The following is a 22,109-nucleotide window of genomic DNA, read 5'->3' on the forward strand; positions in this document are numbered from 1 at the left end:
TTTTAATGAGTTGTAAAGGGTATAAAAGCACTAAAATTGATCATTTTTATTTCAATAAATAAAACGTCGCTCGTGTCAAGAATTAGCAATATGTTAAAAAAAATATAATGTATTATGTATAAATGAGATATCAAATTTATTGATAAAAAAGTAAAGTATTCATATAAATATAGCTAACTTAATGCGAATTTACTGAAACAAATCTATGATTACATTAAATAATTTGAATTGTTGTACTAAATTTGGCATTGAATTAGAATTTTATACTGAAGGAATAGAGAGAGAGCATTTATTTCTTAATAGTGTTAAAAATAAAATAGCTTTGCTTGGTTTTTCCTGCAAGAAAGAGAGTTCTACACATCAATATGAGATAAAAAGTGGTTGTTATAATGATTCTAATAACTTAATCAAGCATTTTGACTTAGCAAAAGAATTACTTACTGAAACAGCACAAAAACTTGGCGGGAATACTTCTTTCAAAGCAAAGCCCTATTTAGATAGAGCAGGCAGTGCATTAAATGTGCATGTTAATTTAGTGGATTCAAACAACAGTAATTTATTTTACTGTAATGAACAAAAGTACAGTGATTACTTGATTTATGGTATTGGTGGGTTATGTGCTATGATGAAAGAACATATGTCATTCTTCGCTCCAAGTGACGATTCATATTTAAGGTTTCAATATCCAGATATTCACACACCAACTACAATTAGTTGGGGCGTGAACAATAGAACTGCCGCAATAAGGATTCCCTGTCTCGGCAGCAAGTGCCGTCTAGAACACCGTGTTCCCGGGGCAGATTGTAACCTTGAAAAAGTACTTATAGCAATAATTGAAGGTATTACTTTTGGTATAGAAAACAAAATTGCCCCACCAAATAGAGTATATGGTATCGCATCTGACCCTCAATATAAGATGGAGAATTTAGTATAAGCTCCAACCACCAGATATACATCTAACAACAACGGAAGTTGCACTGCTTACTTTTATCATACCCCTGGCTCACGTCCATTACAGCTATTATTAACTTGGTTGATATAATCAAGCTTATATTATTATTTGGTACGTAAGTGATGCCTCCAAATCTTTTATAACTTCACTTATTGAATTTGGTAATTCTTTATCCTGTAAAGTAGTTTCATCTCGTCGATTAACTTGAGCTGCAGCTTACTGTACCACACTGTCATTAGGTGTTGATGTACTACTATTCAATAGAAGAAAAGTGGTAGGGTTACTGTTAGTATTCCCTCTAGTAGGTATCATACCAGGCAATGATGCAGGATTGTGCTTCTTATCTATTAAACTTTTTCCACATTGAGATCCTAGGAATTTCCCTGCAGCGTAAAAAAGACCTTAAATGTACAACTCCTCATTTCGTTCTATTAATTCTTTATTTTTCTCTAGCGATAGTTCAGAATTTTCTCCATTAGGTTTCTCACCACCAAACTTTGCTATTTTAGTTATGCCTTCACTACTCACACCCATAACCATGGTAAAAATTAAAACCACCCTCCCAGACTCATCTTTTATGGACCACTTGCTTGTCATTTCATAGCACGCACCTTCTTCAAATTCATAATATCTTTTTTTATCTTCTTAACGAGCGCGTATGTCATACTTTTTATTGCAATAAATCTTCAACTCGCCAACATTTTTCTCTTACTGTAAAATATCACTGATTCTTATTGGCTCATTTCCATTATGGTTAATAAGATTAACGTTTAAGGCTCTACTAGCATTATCAGTTTCTTCACAGTAGACTTGAAAAGCTACTTCTTTTTCTTCAAAATACCTATTTGCAATACTTTTTCCCTCCTGTATTAATTTTATTTATACCTCTTCCAAAGTTTTCACTAAAAGGTTCACCTTCTTCATCCACTGCTTTTTCCATATGAGTTTGTTTAAAGTCTGTATCAGTTATTAGGCTATAAACACACCATCTAGAGCTTTTTCAAAAATTCGACAATACAACATCGAAGCTCGTTCTTTCTCTTAAAAATCCTAAAAAACATATTTTGTTTCCCAGATTTCATAGTCTAAAACTTGTCATTATTTTTTTAATTGAGAATGGACATAACCAGGTATGCTGCTAAAATTTTTAGCAAAATTATTTAATTTTTATGAAAGTTGTTATTTTCTATGATTAGGCAGCAAAGCTCTAGAGCGCAAGATTTTTACTGGAAGAACTTTCTTTTACTTTTTTGATCTTTTCTTCAAGACATGTAAATGTAGGCAGCACAATAGAATTGACGTATTCGCCTAGTTCTTTCTCATTATGAAAAACAAGATTCTTGCAATACATATAAATCGTCTACTAAAGAACAGACATCTGTAAAGATATATTCTTTTCTAATCCTACAGCTCGTCCAGTATCTATAGGCTGATTATTTATTTCTTCTGCTTTTGTTGCTTTATTTTCTTTAAAGAAACTCTTAAAATAACTATTAATTGCATTCAGCATATCACACTTCCTATCTATACATTACTCTAACAATATGTTTCCCCTTTAAAAACAACCAAGCTATTAAAGCCTTGCTTTACACTAACTTTGATGATGAAGTATTGAAAATAACTGCAAGTGTTGGACTTGAATTTAACTTCTTTGCTTTTCATTATACGCTGAATTTATCCTTACCATACATTCATAATACAATGCCGTTTTGTGTAATAAACTCACATTTAAAGTTATGCGAGTGTCTTTTTGTAAATTAAGTGTTTTTTATTAGGTAACAGTCAATAAGATACAAGAACGCTCTCAGAAAATTTAAAATCTTTAAGTTTAATGACATCCTCTCTTTTTGGACCGGCCGAAATCAGATGAATCGGTATACCTATTAATTCTTCTACTCTTTTTACATATTTTATCAAGTTAACAGGTAACTTCTCAGCTAACTTTTCACCCTGAGTATTTTCTTTCCAGCCAGGAAATTCTTCATATATTGGTTCTAATTCTTCTTGTATTGAACGTGATGCGGGTAAATAATCATATATTTTTCCACTGTACTGATAACCAGTACATATTTTAATTTTATCAAAAGAATCGAGGACATCTAATTTAGTTAATATAATACTTGAAACTCCAGAGAGTTGTACTGCCTGGCGTACTAAAACTGCATCAAACCACCCACAGCGTCTTTTTCTATTACTTACTGTTCCAAGCTCCTTGCCTATAGTGAATAAGCTATTTCCTACTTCATTTCTTTGCTCAGTAGGGAATGGGCCATTGCCTACTCTTGTTGTGTAAGCTTTTGCTACACCAATAACATAAGCATTGGAGGATAATCCTGAGCCTGTCATTACTTGTGATGCTATGGTATTACTTGAAGTAACGAAAGGGTACGTTCCATGGTCAATGTCTAAAAATGTCCCTTGGGCGCCTTCAAATATTATTTTCTTACCTTCTTTCACAAAGTCATCCAATATTTTCCACACTGGTTTTCTATATGGAATGATCTTTTCTGCAATCTCTTCAATTTCCCTTAACATTTCTTCTTTCTTTATCACCCGATAGCTTAGGCCTTTCCTGATAGCATTATGGTAATTCAAAAGAGTATCTAACCTTTTGTTGAGCTCATCTGCGTTTTCTAAGTCACAAAGGCGTATAGCCCTTCTTCCAACTTTATCTTCATAACATGGCCCTATTCCTTTGTTTGTCGTGCCAATTTTGTGATTTCCATTTAGATCTTCAAACAGCTTTTCTTTTTCCTTGTGCACGCTGAGTATTAATGGGCAGCTTTCCGATACCATCAAATTGTTAGGATTGATATCCATTCCTTTAACTCTCAATGACTCTATTTCTGAAATTAGAGCATATGGATCAAGGGCAACGCCGTTTCCTATTATAGATATTTTGCCTGTCCTTAAAACAGCGGAAGGTAGCAAATTTAACTTATAAACCTCATCATCTACTACTATAGTATGTCCTGCATTATTTCCTCCCTGGAATCTTACAACTGTGTCCGCATTTTCGGAAAGATAATCTACTATTTTACCTTTGCCTTCATCGCCCCATTGTAGACCAACAATTACAATATTATTCATAAATATCTTCTGAATTAACATATAAATATTAATGTAGTACTCTACAAATGACAAGGAGTAATGTTCTGAGCTTCTAGATTTTTGTAATTCTTTAAACAATTGTTTAAATAATTTTAGTGACACTTAGCCCACATCTGTATGAATATTGTGATTTTAGAAATTCAAGTAGCTCACAGAAACACAAAAAACTACCTGACAAACCTCGCTAGCCCCCTTATCCCGATACTGGGGGTGTTAAGTTACCTTCAATCTGTGCAGATTAAAATAATAAAGTGTTATATAGTTAGCATCTTATGTTTAATTTTTTGCACTATATGTACCTTATGTCTTCACAATATTTCTAATTTTTTACCTATATAAGTTGAAACTCGCTTATAAAGCGTTTAGGACAGTATAATATGCTAACTTGCAGGATTAGAGAGTAAATACTATCTACCACAATATATCTTTTGCCTTTTTTTTGCCTAGTAAATTTCTAAAACATTTATGACTAAAGGTTAGTTGCAATAAAAAACAACTAAGTCGCGATTATTAAGTATTTAAAACATAAAAAAACGCTAGTGTTTTTAAATAGATATTAACTAGGGCTTCTTTTGTCTTTTTCTTACTTGGTGGATTTCTTAAATATTTGTAGCTGAAGATTTACTGACAACAGCTGCTTGTTAGCGTAATCTAGAGATACCGCAAATGAATCGCAGTATGACGAGGGAGAGCAGACAAATTGTCATACCAGATTTACATGACACCATTGTAGGGCAAACCAGTGCCAGCTATTTGATAAGAAATTTGGGACAAGGGGCATTGAGAACTTTATAACCACTCTCCTATCCTTTCTAGTTGTTTATAGCTGTTAAACCTTAAGAATTTATCAAAATATGGAGATGCAATAAAAGGAGTAGTATTTTTTAAATAATTAGATAAAAAATCCGGTAAATCACTCTGAAATTCCTGTACTTTCTGTCTGTAATTTTTTAGAGAAATAACTTTTATTTTATCATAGTCAAGTTTCCAATAAGCAAGTTCTGAAACTTCTTTTCCGGTTGTGTATTCTACCGCTAAAGCTTGTAAAATTAATTGCGGAAAAAATCCTGACATAACTTCCTCATTGGATGGCGGCGAACCAAGCTTATAGTCTATAATTACCGCTTGTCCATTTGGCAGATACTCAACTCTATCGCATCTTGCTGTCAGAGAAACTTCTTGCAGCTCCCAAGTAGCTTTAGCATTATGCACAGGAACGCGATAGGAAAAGCTCTTCTCCAACTCAACATGATTGCTTCTAGCCTTATCAAATTCAACAAAAGATTGAATTATCCCTTGCAGCCTTACCCACCACATATTTGAAAAATTAAACCTACTAGTTGAGAACACCTCCTGTGCAATGCTCATTGGCGATTTTCTGTTGCGTAAATATCTTTCAAGAATGCTGTGCACCATATTGCCAAATTCTAATATCGACGGCTTGAAATTTAAGTCTTTTAATTGCTTAAGGTTTAGTATATATTCAATGTAAAATGAGTAAGGATCGCGGATTAGTTTCTCTACCGCACTACAAGGCATCACTTGCATTTTTTCTTCTCTGATTTTAGTTTGAGGTTTCGGCATAGGTTGAATACACGGAGTAACATATTCAGGCATATTTAATACTCTTAGCCAATCGCGATAAGGATATTTTGACTTCTGTAATAGAATTTCCAGACGACGCAATAGAATCGTCTTTCTATTGCTCAGCAAGTTTATAATATAAACTTTACTCGCACAAAACAAATTGCGTAAATTATACAAAAAATACCCCTGCTCCTCTCGCACGGAAGGAAGACTGAATCTTTTTCTTGTCAGTGCATTCAAAAATGGACTTTGAAAACTCGGTATATCATTGAATCCAGCAAGTATTACAACTTTATTGTGATATAAACTAAATTTACTTAAGTCACTTACTGCAAGAAAAAACTCTTTTCTTAAAAACAAGGTCAGAATCTGGCTATATAACTCCAAGGAGCATTCAATTGCAACGCCCTCACACGCATTTAAGAAATCATGGGTAAAATTACCCATTTCATTACTCAATTCTAAAAAATCCACACTAGACAGTATACTAACACACCGCAAATGAGCTGTTACTACATCAGAAATAGGACAATTCGTAGAATTGAGTAAAGGATTAAGTATAGTTTCTAACTTATTGATAATGATTAATATATCTTCTTTATATCTTAACTTTTTATGGATATTAATAACTTTTACAATGTCATCAAGGCCGCTTGTATTAAAGCTACGTAATATCTCTATTTCAAACTCAGATAAAATTTTACTGTACTCTTCTTGAGCGTAACCAAAAGTCACTAGCCTATGCTTAAGGAGCGAAAGCAATGCTACACTGTTCCAATTCGAAGTCAAAACTTCGATACTATAGAGCAAGAGCGTTACATAAGGGTAATTTTCTGATGCGGAACATGTTATGCGAGCTGCAAGCAATTTATCAAAGACAACTAAAGAAACGTTTTCATAACCTTCATTCTCTATAATTAATGACATCACTTGTGATTCTTCTTCCCTAGAATCACAAGTGATAACTTCAATATTTTCGATGTACCCATTACTAACCTTGCTTAGGTCAGCGGTGGTATCAAAGATGTAATCCAGATATTCTGCAGTCATCCCAGTCCTCTGGTCACAGATTCTAGCACCATGTGCTGGAGGGAGTGCTTCTGGTAGGAAACTTATATCCTCTCTGCTTACACTTAAATAATCCAGCAGATTTTTTAGGCAGTATTGATAGTGTCTTTTATCAAGCGATTTCCAATCTTTCTCTTTAATTTTCAAATTAAGATTAGGCAAAATTATCTTCCCAAACGGCAATTCATATATAGCCTTAATCAATAACTTATAGATTTCACCCTTTCCAATTCCAACAAAGATTATATGTTGATCTTCCTGCAAAGAGATTACCATATTGTTTATATAGTCACTCTTATATTTTAATATATCCATTACTCCTAGATTTTTTAAAGTTTTACTCCAAGCTTCAACGAGCAAGTTTATGAAATTCTCTATTTTCTTTGAATGGTCATTGAGTTGATAATCATCCGTTATTTGAATACATTGAACCTTATCAAGTAAGGATGGCAAGCTATAAGCTAAATCTATGGGAAAATAGTCGTTATTTTTTTTATTCCATTCCAATATGAATTGAATCAATAGTAGTATCCTTTTTGTTGGTTTGATAAATTTAATCCTATCAAGATTTAATATTAAATCTTTCTCATCAATATTCTCTAGTGAAACTATCTCTGGCAAAATTATACATTTTTTAGAATCATAATTCTTGAACGCACTCAGCATTGCTATCACATCGCTTCTGCAAGGAAGTATTATTTTTATCTTGGAAATTTTTTCTTTCTCATATTCAAAAAATATGTGCTGGACCAGCGTATCGAAAAAGGATTCATCCACACTAACAGTAAAAATTCTTCCCACGAAAGATAGCAATTAACACGATGCTTTATTGTATAGCAAAATATAAATGTGCTCACAATTTCTTATGTTATTATACGTTAAAATCTTTTAACATTATATGACAAACATCAGAATAGAAGTTTTAAATAAATGCGAACAAGTTGGTAACAGATGGTTAGTCAACGTTTATTCGATCTACATAAGTAAAGAATTACCATCAAAACTATATAAAGAAATTTGTAAGCTATTTTATAATGAAACCATACAGGACTGCCGTTATTACTCCTACAGTAAAAACTTCGAAGAAATTCGATATGATTTCATAGAACCACAAGCTGAGTGGGGCTTAGAAGTAAGCTTCTTACCTGGCATGACCGATAATATCGGTAACACAGCAAGGCAAATTGTTAGAGAGTACCTAATAAGTAAGGGCTATGTCGACCCATCTGTCATCCTAGTATCAAGCACTGGGATCCAGAAAGGGAGGGCACAGATTCCAGCGTCAAACGCTGGAATGATATCAATTGAGATAAAAGCAAGAAGTTCAAAATTGATTCTAGGGCAAGGAAATTTGCCAACTGAAGACAACATAGAATTCAACCCAATCACTGAGTATTGCACACTTATTTATAAAGAAAACGGCAATTGCTATTGTAGGCATTATGGTAAATTAAAAGATATCATCCTAGTGCCCAGACATTGGGATCCAGAAAACTTAACTGCAACCAAGCAATTGTATAATGAAAACTGGATTTCAGTGTCAAGCACTGGAATGACACCATCTTCTATACCAACTATCTGTAAATTACAAGATTCACATACTAAAGCACTTTGCACGGAAGTCGTAGCTAAGTCTATTGACCTCAATGTAAGTGATCAAGAGCTTGAAAAAATCAGTAGAGATGGAATCGATGGTAATGGCACCTTAGGACTTTCTCTCGCAGCAATGAAAGCCATAAAGGATTATTTCAACAAACTCGGTAGAAACCCATACGATATTGAACTTGAGTCTCTAGCACAGACCTGGTCTGAACACTGCAAGCACAACATTTTCTGCTCTCCCATTGATGAAATAAAAGACGGCTTATATGCGCATTATATTAAGCGTGCAACGCGTGAGATAAACTCCAACATATGCATGTCAGTCTTCTCTGATAATGCAGGAGGAATAATCTTTGATGACAATTACTTGATTGTAGATAAAGTTGAAACTCACAATAGCCCTTCAGCTCTTGATCCATTTGGTGGAGCAATGACTGGAGTGCTTGGAGTTAATCGTGATATAGTGGGTTTTGGCAAAGGTGCGGAGCCTATAATGAATACCTACTATTTTTGCTTTGCCAAAGAAGCAAAAGGTAAATTTTATAGGGACAAGGAGCGTACTGATGAGATTTTACTACCAAAATATATCATGAAAGAAGTGATTCACGGCGTCAATGTTGCTGGTAATTGCTCTGGCATTCCAACACAACTTGGATCGGTATATTTCGATAACAGATTTTGTGGAAAGCCATTAGTCTTTGTTGGAAGTGTAGGAATTATCCCACGCAATATAAACAACGCACCTTCACACATCAAAAAGCCCCAAAATGGCGATAAAATTGTAATTATCGGTGGAAGAGTTGGAAGAGATGGAATTCATGGTGCAACGTTTTCTTCAGAGGCATTATCAGGAAACAGCCCCTCAACAGTCGTGCAAATCGGAGATCCCATAACACAAAAAAAATTATCCAATGCCGTCATAGAAGCAAGAGACCTCGGTCTTTACAATGCAATAACAGACAACGGAGCAGGTGGCCTATCATCGTCCATTGGTGAAATGGGAAAGGATGGATTTGAGGTTGATTTAAGCAAGGTTCTACTCAAAAGTGATGGTATGGCTCCATGGGAAATATGGATATCAGAATCACAAGAGAGAATGACCTTAGCAGTGCCAGAAGAAAATCTGCCTATGTTTAAGCAAATCATGAAAAAACATGACGTGGAGGTCAGCGTAATCGGAGAGTTCAATAGTACAGGTATGTCAACAGTTCGAATCCCCTCTGCCTCACCAATAATGAATATCGAAACTGAGTTTCTGCATAATGGTAACCCTAAGATGCACTTAAAAACAAAACCATGGTTTAAGGAGACTACTGCTACCTTAGCGTCACGTGCTGGAATAACACTAAGCCAAGAAGTCGAACTAAAAGAAATGCTGAGCAGACCAAACATATGCAGCAAAGAGTTCATAGTGGTGCAATATGACCATGAAGTTCAAGGGTCGTCAGTGTTGAAACCATTGCAGGGCAAGGGAAGAGTGTGCAGCGAAGCTGTTGTCTTAAGGCCAATTCTTTCTTCAAATAAAGGCGTTGTGAAATCTCAAGGATTTGGCTCAAGTTATGGAGAAATCGACATTTATCATATGGCAGCATGTGCAATTGACACTGCTATACGTAATTATGTAGCTGCAGGAGGAAATATAGAACATCTAGCGTTGCTCGACAATTTTTGCTGGTGTGATGCTTACAATCCAGAAAGGCTGTGGCAACTAAAGAGAGCTGCAGAAGCTTGCTATGATTATGCAATCGCATTTAAAACACCATTCATATCAGGAAAAGATAGTATGTTTAATGACTTTAAGGGATATGATGAAAATGGCAAGAAAGTGATAATCTCTGCACCACCTTCATTACTCATCTCAGCAATTGGGATTATAGAAAATATTGAAAATGCAGTATCGCTTGACGTGAAAATGCCAGGAGACTTGATATATATGCTTGGTATAACCCATGATGAGCTTGGTAGATCTGAATATCAATTATATAGTGGAATGGACAATAACAATGTACCAAAAGTTGATGCAAAGAACGCCAGAAAGTTATACAAGTGTTTCAACCAGGCAATAAAAGAAAGCATCGTTGCTTCCGCAATTGCACTAAACCTGGGAGGGCTGGCTATTGCTTTAGTAAAATCGCTAATTGCAGGAGATCTCGGTGCCGAAATTGATTTTCCATTAGTGCCAGTAGGGAAAACACAAAACACAGATACAATAAACAAAATAATAATGTTTTCTGAATCACAAAGTAGAATTTTAGTTACTATCGCACCACAAAACCAGAAGAGGTTTGAAGAATTGTTTAAAGATACAGTTTATTCATGTATTGGTAGAGTAACAGAGGAGAAAGTTCTAAGTATCAGGGATATCTTAAAAGTAGATTTAAAAGACTTAAGATCATGGTATACTAATATAAATATTTTTGATTATGATAAATAATTCTTTCACTATGTGTAATATTTACTTAGAATAAATGTATATTGTTACATTTGGGTAGGTAATTATGTTTATTTTATCAATTCTTTTGTTTATTATTCTTTCTTTACTCAACAGTTCAAATAAATTGATAATATGTGCTGCCTTAGTCATAGGAGCTGCTTTAGTTGTAAATTCAATAGTTGAGTTTTATGGTAAGAGAAAAGCTATGTACAGCCTAATAACGTATACAGTGTTATGTTGTGTTCTTAAATGGCAAAATTTTAGCTTGATGATATTCATTTCATATATTGCAATTTTAGTATCCCTCTTCTCAAGTATAATCATTTTTGAAAAATTGAAATCCAAGTTCGGGTTCCATATAACAAATTTCATCACCTTAATTACAGTATCAGTAATTGATAGTACCGTTACGTATTTTGGGCTATTATACAAATTTTCTGCAGATAAGTGTCTATTAATATATATCAGAGACTTAACTCTTAAATTTTCCTACGCATCAATATTAAGCATCTGCTTATTTATAGCAGCACATTTATTTTATCTAGCAAAAAGAAAATATATTAAGCTTTATACCTAACCTGTTTCCTAACAGTAGCTTCATGTTCCTAAAGTTGATTAGTTCATACTAGCAAGGTGCAGCTACTGCAAGTTTAAATCAGCTATAATAATTTTACAATACCAGGGTCTTTTGTTTGCTTTGGTGGTAGGGTATTTCACAGCAAACTAACTGAAATATATTAACTTTATGCACAATATTAGCTTTAAACCAGTAAAGTAGATTTCAACATATGCGTTTTCTTTGTTCTAACTATGTTCCTTTTCTATCCTTATGTTGTGTTTTGCTTTTTTCATTACTTTCAGCAAAAGGCCATACAAATGATACGTCGATAACAGAATTTGTTCCTACAACCACAAAGAAAAAAAAGATAGTTGAGCAACTCAGTACTGCTACTATGAAACAAACAGTACAACTTAGGCAAATCATTGAAATGCAAGAAGAAGTCACTATTGACAAAAGTGAAGAATCTACTCAGGTTCCAAGAAGAAAAAAAGCGTAGATGAAAAATCGAGAGATATTGCAAAGCCTAGAGAAACAAAAAGTGAAATAAAAAGCGAAAAAAGCATCGACAATAAAAAGAATGAGTTAGTCATAGCAAAAATTTATTGACTCTATTAAGAAACAAGCTTACAAAATGCTGGAACTTTCCTGAAAGCATAGCTTACAAAGAGAATTTTAGTATAAAAATTAACTTATTATTATCCAATCAAGGCGAAATAATCATGGCTGATGTAGCAGACAGTAGTTCCTATAAAAATAATCCACTTTTTAGGTCAATAAGCGATAACGCAATGCGTGCAGCATATAAATGCAGCCCTATAACCGACTTGCCCATTGAATACTACCACATTTGGCATGAAGTAATACTAGACTTTATTTTAAACGGGTAAAATCTTGTAACACACATATCATCGAAGCAGTAACACTGTTTTCTTTTATAGCGTCACGCACTGGGCATAGTTCATCATACCGCGATTCATTCGCGGTATCTCTAGATCTTGCTGACAAGCAGCTGAATGATGGTAGCTACAAAATAGCTACTCCGCTGAATGGATACGTAATTCAGCACTTTCTTCCTGTCATGAAAATAGCTGACACATGACTACATAAATGTCGTGATTTAACCGTCTAAAGGGGAAGAGTGTAATTCTGTATCTCTTTATTTGTTACCTCAGTGCTTCCTTCTCCTGTCATTCCAGTACCCTCTTCTTGTCATACTAGTGCGTGACACTATTTTCGTTTGTTCTTAAATTGCTTCAGCTACAAATACTAAGAAATTTAACAAATAGAAAAGAAGGTAAAAGAAACCCCTGTGGTTGGCTAGTTATCCATATGTACCTCAAATATTGGCGTTTTCTATTCTAAACGCTCTGTGATTCGGCTATTTTTATCTAACCTAATGTTAAGAGACTTATCTAAGCAGGAAAAAAGGCAAAAAACTCTAAGATAGCTAGTATTCAAGTACTCCCTTATCAATTTGACATTTTCTACTATTTTAAACGCTATATAAGCATATTTCATGCTTATATAGGTAAAAACCCAGATTTACAAAGACATAAGGTACACATAGTACAAAAAATTAAATATAATACACCTAATACCCTAAATTTTTTGTCATTAACCTGCACAGATTATGAAGATAAATAAATAGCTTTAATACTATGATAAGAAGACTATTAAACCTGTCAAGCAAACTTTTGCATTTCTATGAGCTATCTGGTCTATATCAAATCACAATATTCGTACAGTTGTGTGTCATACACTGGAATAACATCAGTAGTGCACAGTAAAATTTCATTTTTTATAAAGAAACTCCACAGCAGCAAATTTTCAATCAACAACAGCCAAAGACCTCTCTAAAACGTCAATTTCTTCTACACTTGTAACTTTATCATCCTGATCGAATGAAATTTGCAGAGATTTACTACTATATTTTCTCTTTCCTAAGAAATTAATCTGTTTAATTTTATATGAGATATAGTACCAGATATGTTCATCGAATTTAGATATCAATGTCGGTGATCCTAAAGTGTGAATCACTTTTTCTTTATCATCACCTACTTTTATCTTGTTCCACAATTCAATACTAATGCCTGGAGCTCCGTGATTGTGAATAGTGTGACAGCTTACTAAAAACAACAAAACAAGAAATATTAGTACTCGCATCTCTATTAATAAATAGCTTAAAGTTACAATACACTAATAAATTATCTGTCGTCAAATTTTGTAAAAGTTAAATTGACTGATTTTTGATATCGCTTAATATAATTATTTACTTCAGAAAATAATAGGTGTTCTATGTCATTGTTAGAAGCAGATCCAATATATAAACCTTTTAATTACCCTTGGGCGTATGATGCTTGGTTACAGCAGCAAAGAATACATTGGATACCCGAAGAAGTTCCGCTTGCTGATGACGTGAAGGATTGGAAAATTAAACTTTTGAATGTGGAAAAAAATTTACTGACTCAGATTTTTAGGTTCTTCACTCAAGCAGACATTGAAGTAAACAACTGCTACATGAGGCATTATTCAAACATATTTAAACCAACAGAAATATGTATGATGCTCGCAAGCTTTTCCAACATGGAAACTATACACATTGCAGCTTATTCTTATCTTTTAGACACAATTGGTATGCCAGAAAGTGAATATCAAGCATTTTTAAAATATGATGCTATGAGAAAGAAGTATGAATATATGCTAGAATTTGAGGAAAGTAAAAAACACGATAAAAAGCATGTGGCCAAAACTCTGGCAGTATTTGGTGCATTCACCGAAGGATTGCAGTTATTTGCATCATTTGCAATTTTGCTCAATTTCCAACGCTTTGGAAAAATGAAAGGCATGGGACAAATAATCGCCTGGTCAGCACGTGATGAAACCTTGCATACCAACTCAATTATCAATTTATTCAATACGTTTATTAAAGAGAATAATGAAATTTGGAATGATGAGTTCAAAGAGGGACTATATTCTGCATGTCGCACTATCGTTGGACTTGAAGATGAATTCATAAAGCTTGCCTTTGACCTAGGAGACGTTGAAGGACTATCTGCAGAAGAAGTACGTAATTACATACGCTATATAGCAAACAGACGGTTAATGCAATTGGGCCTGAAGCCCATATATGATATTAATGACAACCCTCTTCCTTGGCTTGATGAAATACTAAATGGTGTTGAACATACGAATTTCTTTGAAAATAGAGTAACAGAATATAGCCGTGCAGCAACCCAAGGCACATGGGAGGAAGCTTTTACTGAAGACGATACCAATAATAAAGAGCGCTAATTAGTCTTTTTGCATTACCTACTATAATCTGATTAGCTTGACACTTGCACTTGGAACTTACGCAAATAGCACTAAACTGAGAACTAACAGTTCTATAAAATAAACTGATGAAATACTGTTTATAGCATGCAAAATACTTATATAAATTTTAGAATACAAGATAAACCTAAAAAACTGTAAATATAAAAAAGGAGCAAAGTGTTTAGTTCGAATTATTTAATGATAGTGGGAATAGCAGAAATAATAGAAGCTATAGTAAGCATCTTAATAGGTCTCTAAGTACCTTGATCAGTCTTTCACCTTTTGATAAAGGTGGATCGTTGATAGCATTTCTGTAGTAACGTTAATTGCAGCTCTCATAACAAACTCACTCACCCCAAGGTCCACATAATCGCAATTAAGCGAACCATAAAAGTCGTTATGTGCCTAGGTGGCTTATCTATTGGAAGTACCGTAACTGGAATTGGCCTTGTTGTGCTGCCCCAATAACTAAAATAGATTCCCTGTTATCTTTACCAATTACAGCAAATTCTTTATTAGCTATAGTGGTTACAGCACTATTATTCCTAATTGTAGCTGCAATTGGAATAGCTATTGCATCAAATAAAATTAAGAAATTAATGAAGTCATTAGAGAAAGAGCCTAGATCTTCCTAAAAAAACAAAAGAGGAATCACAAAATCTATCAAACACGTTAAAAGAGATTAGCATATGTGAAGCAACAACCAGCGGTGTTACTAATTCACCACAGTAACCGCACCGTGGCAGTGTTTGTACTTTTTTCCTGAGTTACAAGGGCATTTATCGTTTCTTGAGACCTTGGGAAGATTGTCTTTTCTAGTAGGGTGCAACCTACCACCTACTTCTTGGTTATCTACCAACTTAAAGTGCGCTAGACGATGAATGGTAAGCTCCTTCCCCTTTTCAAGCATACACTCAAATATCAAGAAAGCCTCGCGTTTAAATTCATTCAGTGGGTCCTTCTGCCCCATAGCGCGTAAACTTATGCTTTGCCTTAAGCTCTCCAGAATTGAAAGGTGTTCCCTCCATAAATGATCAAGTGTCATGATCATTACTTGCTTTACTATAGTATTCCACAAATCTGTAGTCTGCTGGCCATTGAAATATTTTTCTTTCTCAGTAAAGAATTCTTTTACCTTGCCATTTATATAATCCAAAGCTTCCTGTTTGTTCAAAAACTTCGCCAAGTCTTTTTTATCAAGTGTTATTCCATACCTTATATGAAATTCTTTGGCTATATCTTCAACATAATCTTCGTAATAACCACCTTGTACTATACTTTCCATCACACTCTTATTTACTTCACTATACACTTCAAACAGATCATTAATTTCATTGCCTAAAATGTGGTTTCTCTGTTCAAAAATAACTTTGCGTTGGTTATTGATTACATCATCAAACTTAAGTAGGGATTTTCGCACATCGTAGTTTCTAGCTTCAACTTTCTTCTGCGCTTTCTCCAGTGCTTTATTGATCCATGGGTGATGAATAGCTTCGTTGTTCTTTAGCCCCACTCTTTTTAAAAAGCTTCTCATTCTATCAGAGCCAAATATTCTCATTAAATCATCTTCAAGCGATAAAAAGAACTTAGAAAGTCCAGGATCACCTTGACGTCCAGAACGGCCACGTAATTGATCATCTATCCTCCTGCTTTCATGCCTTTCGGTTCCAATAACACATAAACCGCCAGCTTTCATAGCAATTTCTTTATCTCTTTTTACTCTTTCGATTATTTCTTGGTACTTTTTTTCTCTTTCATCAGCATTTTTGATCTTTTTCAGCTCCACTTTTGCTATCATTTCAGCATTTCCGCCAAGCTGAATATCAGTTCCACGTCCTGCCATGTTAGTTGCTATAGTAATATTACCTGGTACTCCAGCTTGTGCTATTATGTATGCTTCCTGTTCGTGATAACGAGCGTTCAATACTGAATGCCTAAGAAAATGATTTCGCAAAAGTGCAGAAAGTTTTTCAGAGTTTTCAATGCTTACCGTACCAACGAGGACCGGTTGAAGGCGTTTGTGGCATTCTTTTATAAACTTCAACACAGCATTAAATTTTTCTTTTTCTGTACCATAAATTTCATCATCAACATCTATTCTTTTTACAGTCACGTTAGTGGGAATTTTCACTACATTTAGTCTATATATATCGCGAAGCTCTTCTGCCTCTGTTGCCGCTGTTCCCGTCATACCAGAAAGCTTATTGTACATACGAAAGTAATTCTGAAACGTGACCGATGCTAAAGTTTGGTTTTCATACTGAATTTCAAGATTCTCCTTCGCTTCAAGTGCCTGGTGAAGACCATCAGAATATCTCCTGCCTTCCATCATACGCCCAGTAAACTCATCAATAATTACCACCTTGCCATCCTTTACTATATAATCTTTATCAGCAGTGAACAGCTTATGCGCACGCAATGCTTGGTCTATATAATGAGTCATTATCATGTTGCCAGCATCATAGAGCGAGGATTTTTCAGAAATGAGATTATATGACCTGAGTAGTTCCTCTACTTGTGAAATACCATCTTCAGTGAGGAATACTGCCCTACCCTTTTCGTCTACTTCATAATCAGAGTCAACTAATTTAGTAACTATTTTATCTATGTGCTTATATATTTGATTGTTTTCCTCAACCGGGCCAGAAATAATAAGTGGAGTACGCGCCTCATCAATTAATATGGAATCCACTTCATCTACTATCGCATAATTGAAGCCTCTCTGAACCATATCTTCTCGAGAAAATTTCATATTGTCCCGCAAGTAATCAAAGGCAAGTTCATTGTTTGTTGAATATACGATATCTGCACTATAAGCCTCTTTCCTTTCTTCATCCGTCAAATCATTCGTGATAAATGCAACAGAAACTCCAAGAGAGTTATACAATTTACTCATCCATTCTGTATCTCGTTTTGCAAGGTAGTCGTTAACAGTCACGACATGCACGCCTTTTCCTTCTAAGGAATTTAGGTATGCAGCTAAGGTTGCAACGAGTGTCTTTCCCTCTCCTGTTTTCATTTCTGATACCATGCCATTATGAAGGACCATCCCACCAATTAGTTGAACGTCGAAGTGTCTCATATTAAGAAACCTGCGAGAGGCTTCACGCACAACCGCAAATGCAGGTACAAGAAGATCATTTAATGTTTTTCCATTTTTCAATTCCCGTTTGAATTCCTCGGTTTTATCAGCAAGCTCCTCGTCGGATAAACTCTGCATTTTTGTCTCTAGTGCATTAATTTGTTCAACAATCTTTCTGAAGGATTTTATTATCTTTTTATTTATTGACCCAAACGTCCTTTTAAAAAAAAACGACAATACAAAAATGAAAAATATAAGAATAGTTGTTAAAATTACAGTAAAACCTGACATAAACTTAAGTAACGTCTATTTAATATGAGATTATATTACCAAACGTAGCCCGCAGCAATGATATATTAGATTTAGGTAGTGTCGATATTTATTTCAGCTAGAGATATATACTAGTGAGATGAACAAATGATAAAATGCCATAGCTAGTTTGTTATAACGAGTGGTAACTCTACGGAAATGCTTGATTTTGTTAAACATTCTCTCAATTAAATTCCTCTCTTTATATAACTCTTTATCATATTCTCTTGGTATTTTCTATTGGAACGTGATGGAGTAACAGATTCAACATTCACAGCTTTCGCTGCCTCAACCACGTAATTTGCATCGTAGCTTCTATCAGCAATAAGTGCTTCCATATATCTGTCATCTATCAGATCTAAAGCTTTTGAATAATTAGATCCCTGGCCAGCAGTAACGAAAAACTTCAGTAGATTACCAAGAGCATCACAAGCAGCGCGTAATTTACTTGAAAAGCCTCCTCTGTATCGCCCCAGCTTTTGTTCTTATCTACTAGTTTCCACATTTTTTCCTGTAACAGCAGCATATTGATGTGCTCTGATTACTGTTGAGCCTATCATGAGCCATTCCGGTCTTTATTAACAGCTAATGTATTGAAAATCATCTGCCAAATACCAGTTTTTCCCATCTTATAAAACATTTATGTATACTCGACCATTTTCCAACCCAGCTGGTAATGTTCTCCATGTTGCTCCTGTTCTACCTATCCACATTACCGCAATTATGAATTTCCTGTTATTTTTGTGTACTTCTTCCTTTACCCCCTTTCTTACCTAGCAGACTGTCTTTATATCTTCTTCTATTGCCTCATCCTTTAAATATTATAGTATTCTCTTTACCTCATAACTAAAGGTTCCATTATATCACTATTCTTAATGTCGACAAGACCTAAGAAATCTTTTCAAATTAAGAGTTACAAGCAATCCCTATTCTCAAAGGCCTTCTATCAAAACACTAAAGATTCTATTGCATTATTTTAGGTATCTGGTAATCTTTAATTTTTTATAGGACGGAGTTACTTGTAGGTTTAGTAGGATATCAACATAGAAAATAAACAGTTTGAAGTACTTGTTAATCCTACATTTAAGAAAAGAGCTGGCATGTCAAGAGGTGATAAAGGTCGTAAGTATGAAGTAAAATTATCAATGCTGTACCTACTCCACGGGCTAAGTGGTGAAATTGACTTTTGGTTAGCATAAAACATAGGAGGTTTTAGAGCCTTGATGATATTTCTTTTGAGTATAAAAATTAGGAAAATAAATTGAGAATTGTCCTGGTTCAAGCTAAGCACTGCAATAACACATAGTGCCCCAAAAAATATTACCTTTAAAGGTTTGTTTACTGATAGAAACGATAGAAAGCGGCAGAAAGAGGATTTCGGATTAAATAAATATTTTTTTGAATCTTACTTAAGACTAAGTAAAACACTGAATTTCAAGACAGTAATACTACACTTGTCATTCATACTAATGTCAACGTGAATTTAAAAAAAGGTCAAGCAAAGTAATATAGCATAGAGATATCAGAGAAGTATTTGGAAGAGTATAACAGATAATAATATTTTAAGCATCTATGAAGGTCAAAAAGGAACATGCTACAAAATAAAAAATCATACTAAAATGAAAAAATAATTCAGTTGTGATATTGATAATAAAATAGAAGATTTTCTACTTAGAATAAGGTTTGTAGTTAATCAACCTAACCACTCAAAATTAGATGATATCATTAAGAAAGAAATAGGGAATATATACAAAATATCAGACAAGAAAGACATTGATATGGTTTTTACTTTGCACGCGGGAAGATAGAAAATGGTGGGAATAATAGGATAGCTAAGTTTCTTATCTAACAAGAAAAGATGATTATTTTAAGGAAGCTATAAAACATCTTTATAGTCTCAAACCTAGAGAGAGTCTATTTGAACAGTGGAACATTCCACCTAAAATAGATAGTAGAAATTTCATTGAACGAGAATACCTCAATGAAAAAATATTAGATCATCTAAAAACGGAAAATGAGCCTGTCATATTAACTGCTCTGTACAGTCTAGGTGGAATAGGTAAAACACAGTCAGTGCTAAACTTTATTCAAAAACATGAAAAGAATACAAGAGAGTATGTTAGTTTAATACAAAAGACAAAAATCAGCTAACCAGTGAGTACGTTAAGTTGGAAGAACATTAAACATTATTAACGATGAGGACAAAGTTCCTACTACACAGCGAGCTTATTATGTGAAAAACTGGCTAGAAGATTCTAAACGTGAAGTCTAGTTGTTGATTTATGATAATGTACCAAATTATGAAGTCATTTCTAAATTAAGGCCTACAAAAGGCAGTAAAATAATAGTTACGTTCCGTAATACTGAATGGTCATAAGGAAGATAGGTGTAGACGTTTTTACTCCTCCAAATCAGAATCATACGTTAAGAAAATTCTAGGTCGTGTTTCAGAAAGTGCTAGGCCAAAAATAGGCACATTAAGCAGAAAAATTAAGTAGATTACCTTTGGCTTTGGCCCAGGCCTGCACTTACATCAAAGAAAATAAAATGACCATCTTACGTTACTTAGAAATTTATGCAGAAAGGAAGCTTTATTTATTATCTTATAAAACACTGCCTAAGGATTCTAGCCATAAGCCTGTGTTTATTACTTAAATATTACAATGAATTATTACAATGAATGCAATTTGTAATGAACCTAAACTAGTAAGCAAGTTGTTAGTAGCCTGTGCATATTTAGACAATGATATTCTCAAAAATTTGCCAAGAATATTTCCTGGAATTGTAGAGAGTAATTCTGAAAAAACCTTTTGAAAAGAAGTATTAGGTATATTATTGAGATATTCGATGCTAGTATCCAATGAACAGAGAGAGTATTTTTATTCGCTGTTTAGTACAAGATACAATTAGGCTAAAGTCAGAGGAAAGTAGAAAAATTAAAAGAGATATAAAAACTGTTTTTCAATTAAAGAAAGCTTCCCTGAAGACAGGATAAATTAGAAGATTATACTTAGAAACAACAATTATTGCCGCATTTAGAAACGTTCTTATCACATATAGATAATTGGCTAGAAGAAAATCTTTTAAAAAACAGACAATGGAGAAGGATTATCTTGTGTATTTGTTAATATTGATAAGTCATGGATATTTTAGCTTAGGTAACCCCAAAAAACAACAGGAGTTGCCTGAACGGGCTTTACCTATTTTTGAAAAACATTATGGAACTGATCATTTTAAAGTTGCTATTATACTTGCAAACCTAGGTATTGTTCATGGAGCTTTAGGTAAACACAAGAAAAGGAGTTACTTGAGTAGGCTTTATCTATCTTTAAGAAACATTATGACTCTGATCATTCAGAAGTTGTTAAATTGCTAGTAGAACTGGATGAAGTTTAGGGTTTTAGCAATACTAGGTGTAACCGTTCACGGAGATAAGGGATTTACAAAGTGATTGTAAAAGTGTAAAGACATGAGAAGCTAAGTATGGAGTGGGTATGATAACAGGGCTGCAGAAAAGATTGTGGCGTACAAATCAAAAAACGCTAATCTCAAAGAAGAAATAAAGGCTCTGATTATAGAAAATGATGGCTTAAAAGCAAAAATAATTGAGCTAGAAGATAAACTGGGCTGAACTCAAAAAGTTCATCTCTACCACCATCGCAAGATATATATCGCAAAAAAACAAAAAAGAAAAGTGATAAAAAACCAGGAGGTCAGCCAGGGCATAAGGTATATAAGTGAGATTTGATGGTAGCAAATATAGTAGTAGACTATACAATTTTATCAGGTTTGTGTGTGTGGAAATAAGGTTGTTTTAGAAGATGAAATTGTCCATTAAAAGGTAAGAATTACCAGAAATCAAACTAATCGTAACTGAGTACAGGTTGCAAAGAAACTATTACAGAGCTTGTGATAGGAAGGGTTCAGCTAGTTTAACCATGGGGGTTTCAAGATGTCTTCTAGGGTTCAATGCTAAAACAACAATTAGCAGCCTAAGTGGCTTTTTTATTAACTCGAAAAGAAAAGTACAACAAATTTTAAGCAGTATATTTAACCTCAATATAAGTCTTAGTTTAGTATCAAAGACTGA

Annotated in this window: 13 protein-coding genes; 6 read left to right on the top strand and 7 right to left on the bottom strand. The window is 34.1% G+C overall.

From position 1 onward, the window contains the following. Window positions 1-205 precede the first annotated feature (205 nt). Entirely contained in the window at window positions 206-934 is a 729-nt protein-coding gene (locus tag WBP_RS02775; RefSeq protein ID WP_011256474.1) for a type I glutamate--ammonia ligase, read from the top strand. A gap of 420 nt (window positions 935-1,354) precedes the next feature. Here the strand turns inward: WBP_RS02775 and WBP_RS02780 are convergent, their stop codons facing one another. The 4 genes from WBP_RS02780 to WBP_RS02795 all read right to left on the bottom strand — a co-directional run bounded on the left by WBP_RS02780 (window position 1,355) and on the right by WBP_RS02795 (window position 7,519). Beyond that, entirely contained in the window at window positions 1,355-1,549 is a 195-nt protein-coding gene (locus tag WBP_RS02780; protein WP_011256473.1) for a hypothetical protein, read from the bottom strand. Between the two features lie 766 nt (window positions 1,550-2,315). Then, window positions 2,316-2,462, bottom strand: coding sequence for a hypothetical protein (locus WBP_RS02785; RefSeq protein WP_167895989.1), 147 nt, complete (start codon window positions 2,460-2,462; stop codon window positions 2,316-2,318). Between the two features lie 272 nt (window positions 2,463-2,734). Continuing rightward, on the bottom strand, window positions 2,735-4,042 hold the full coding sequence (locus WBP_RS02790; protein WP_167895990.1) for an adenylosuccinate synthase: 1,308 nt from the start codon (window positions 4,040-4,042) through the stop codon (window positions 2,735-2,737). A gap of 810 nt (window positions 4,043-4,852) precedes the next feature. After that, the gene (locus tag WBP_RS02795) at window positions 4,853-7,519 is read right to left on the bottom strand and encodes a PD-(D/E)XK nuclease family protein (protein ID WP_179958972.1); all 2,667 of its coding nucleotides are present in this window, start codon (window positions 7,517-7,519) and stop codon (window positions 4,853-4,855) included. 97 nt (window positions 7,520-7,616) lie between these two features. On the opposite strand from WBP_RS02795, the gene WBP_RS02800 reads away from it, so the two are divergent. From WBP_RS02800 to WBP_RS06230, 3 genes are all read left to right on the top strand, one after another. Continuing rightward, window positions 7,617-10,754: an AIR synthase-related protein gene (locus WBP_RS02800; RefSeq protein ID WP_167895992.1), complete on the top strand. Its 3,138-nt coding sequence runs from the start codon at window positions 7,617-7,619 to the stop codon at window positions 10,752-10,754. A 788-nt stretch (window positions 10,755-11,542) separates the two neighbouring features. Continuing rightward, window positions 11,543-11,812 carry a hypothetical protein gene (locus WBP_RS06225; RefSeq protein WP_369799958.1) on the top strand — a complete coding sequence of 90 codons (270 nt, stop codon included), beginning with the start codon at window positions 11,543-11,545 and terminating at the stop codon, window positions 11,810-11,812. A 106-nt stretch (window positions 11,813-11,918) separates the two neighbouring features. Further along, on the top strand, window positions 11,919-12,203 hold the full coding sequence (locus tag WBP_RS06230) for a hypothetical protein (RefSeq protein WP_369799959.1): 285 nt from the start codon (window positions 11,919-11,921) through the stop codon (window positions 12,201-12,203). Window positions 12,204-13,143: 940 nt separating this feature from the next. Here WBP_RS06230 and WBP_RS02815 read toward each other — a convergent pair. Further along, the gene (locus WBP_RS02815; RefSeq protein WP_011256467.1) at window positions 13,144-13,479 is read right to left on the bottom strand and encodes an outer membrane protein assembly factor BamE; all 336 of its coding nucleotides are present in this window, start codon (window positions 13,477-13,479) and stop codon (window positions 13,144-13,146) included. Window positions 13,480-13,611: 132 nt separating this feature from the next. Here WBP_RS02815 and WBP_RS02820 point away from each other — a divergent pair, with 132 nt between their 5' ends. Then, window positions 13,612-14,607 (top strand): ribonucleotide-diphosphate reductase subunit beta, encoded by a 996-nt coding sequence (locus WBP_RS02820; protein WP_011256466.1) that lies wholly within the window; start codon window positions 13,612-13,614, stop codon window positions 14,605-14,607. Window positions 14,608-15,343: 736 nt separating this feature from the next. Here WBP_RS02820 and secA read toward each other — a convergent pair. Together secA and WBP_RS05265 are read right to left on the bottom strand one after the other, a co-directional pair. Further along, window positions 15,344-18,001: a preprotein translocase subunit SecA gene (gene secA / locus WBP_RS02825; RefSeq protein WP_167895993.1), complete on the bottom strand. Its 2,658-nt coding sequence runs from the start codon at window positions 17,999-18,001 to the stop codon at window positions 15,344-15,346. Window positions 18,002-18,207: 206 nt separating this feature from the next. Continuing rightward, the gene (locus WBP_RS05265; protein WP_218938829.1) at window positions 18,208-18,357 is read right to left on the bottom strand and encodes a hypothetical protein; all 150 of its coding nucleotides are present in this window, start codon (window positions 18,355-18,357) and stop codon (window positions 18,208-18,210) included. Window positions 18,358-21,116: 2,759 nt separating this feature from the next. Between WBP_RS05265 and WBP_RS05695 the strand changes: the two genes are divergently transcribed. Then, window positions 21,117-21,395 (top strand): tetratricopeptide repeat protein, encoded by a 279-nt coding sequence (locus tag WBP_RS05695; RefSeq protein ID WP_246165851.1) that lies wholly within the window; start codon window positions 21,117-21,119, stop codon window positions 21,393-21,395. Window positions 21,396-22,109 lie beyond the last annotated feature (714 nt).

This window comes from Wolbachia endosymbiont of Brugia pahangi (genome assembly GCF_012030695.1).
Taxonomy (GTDB): domain Bacteria; phylum Pseudomonadota; class Alphaproteobacteria; order Rickettsiales; family Anaplasmataceae; genus Wolbachia.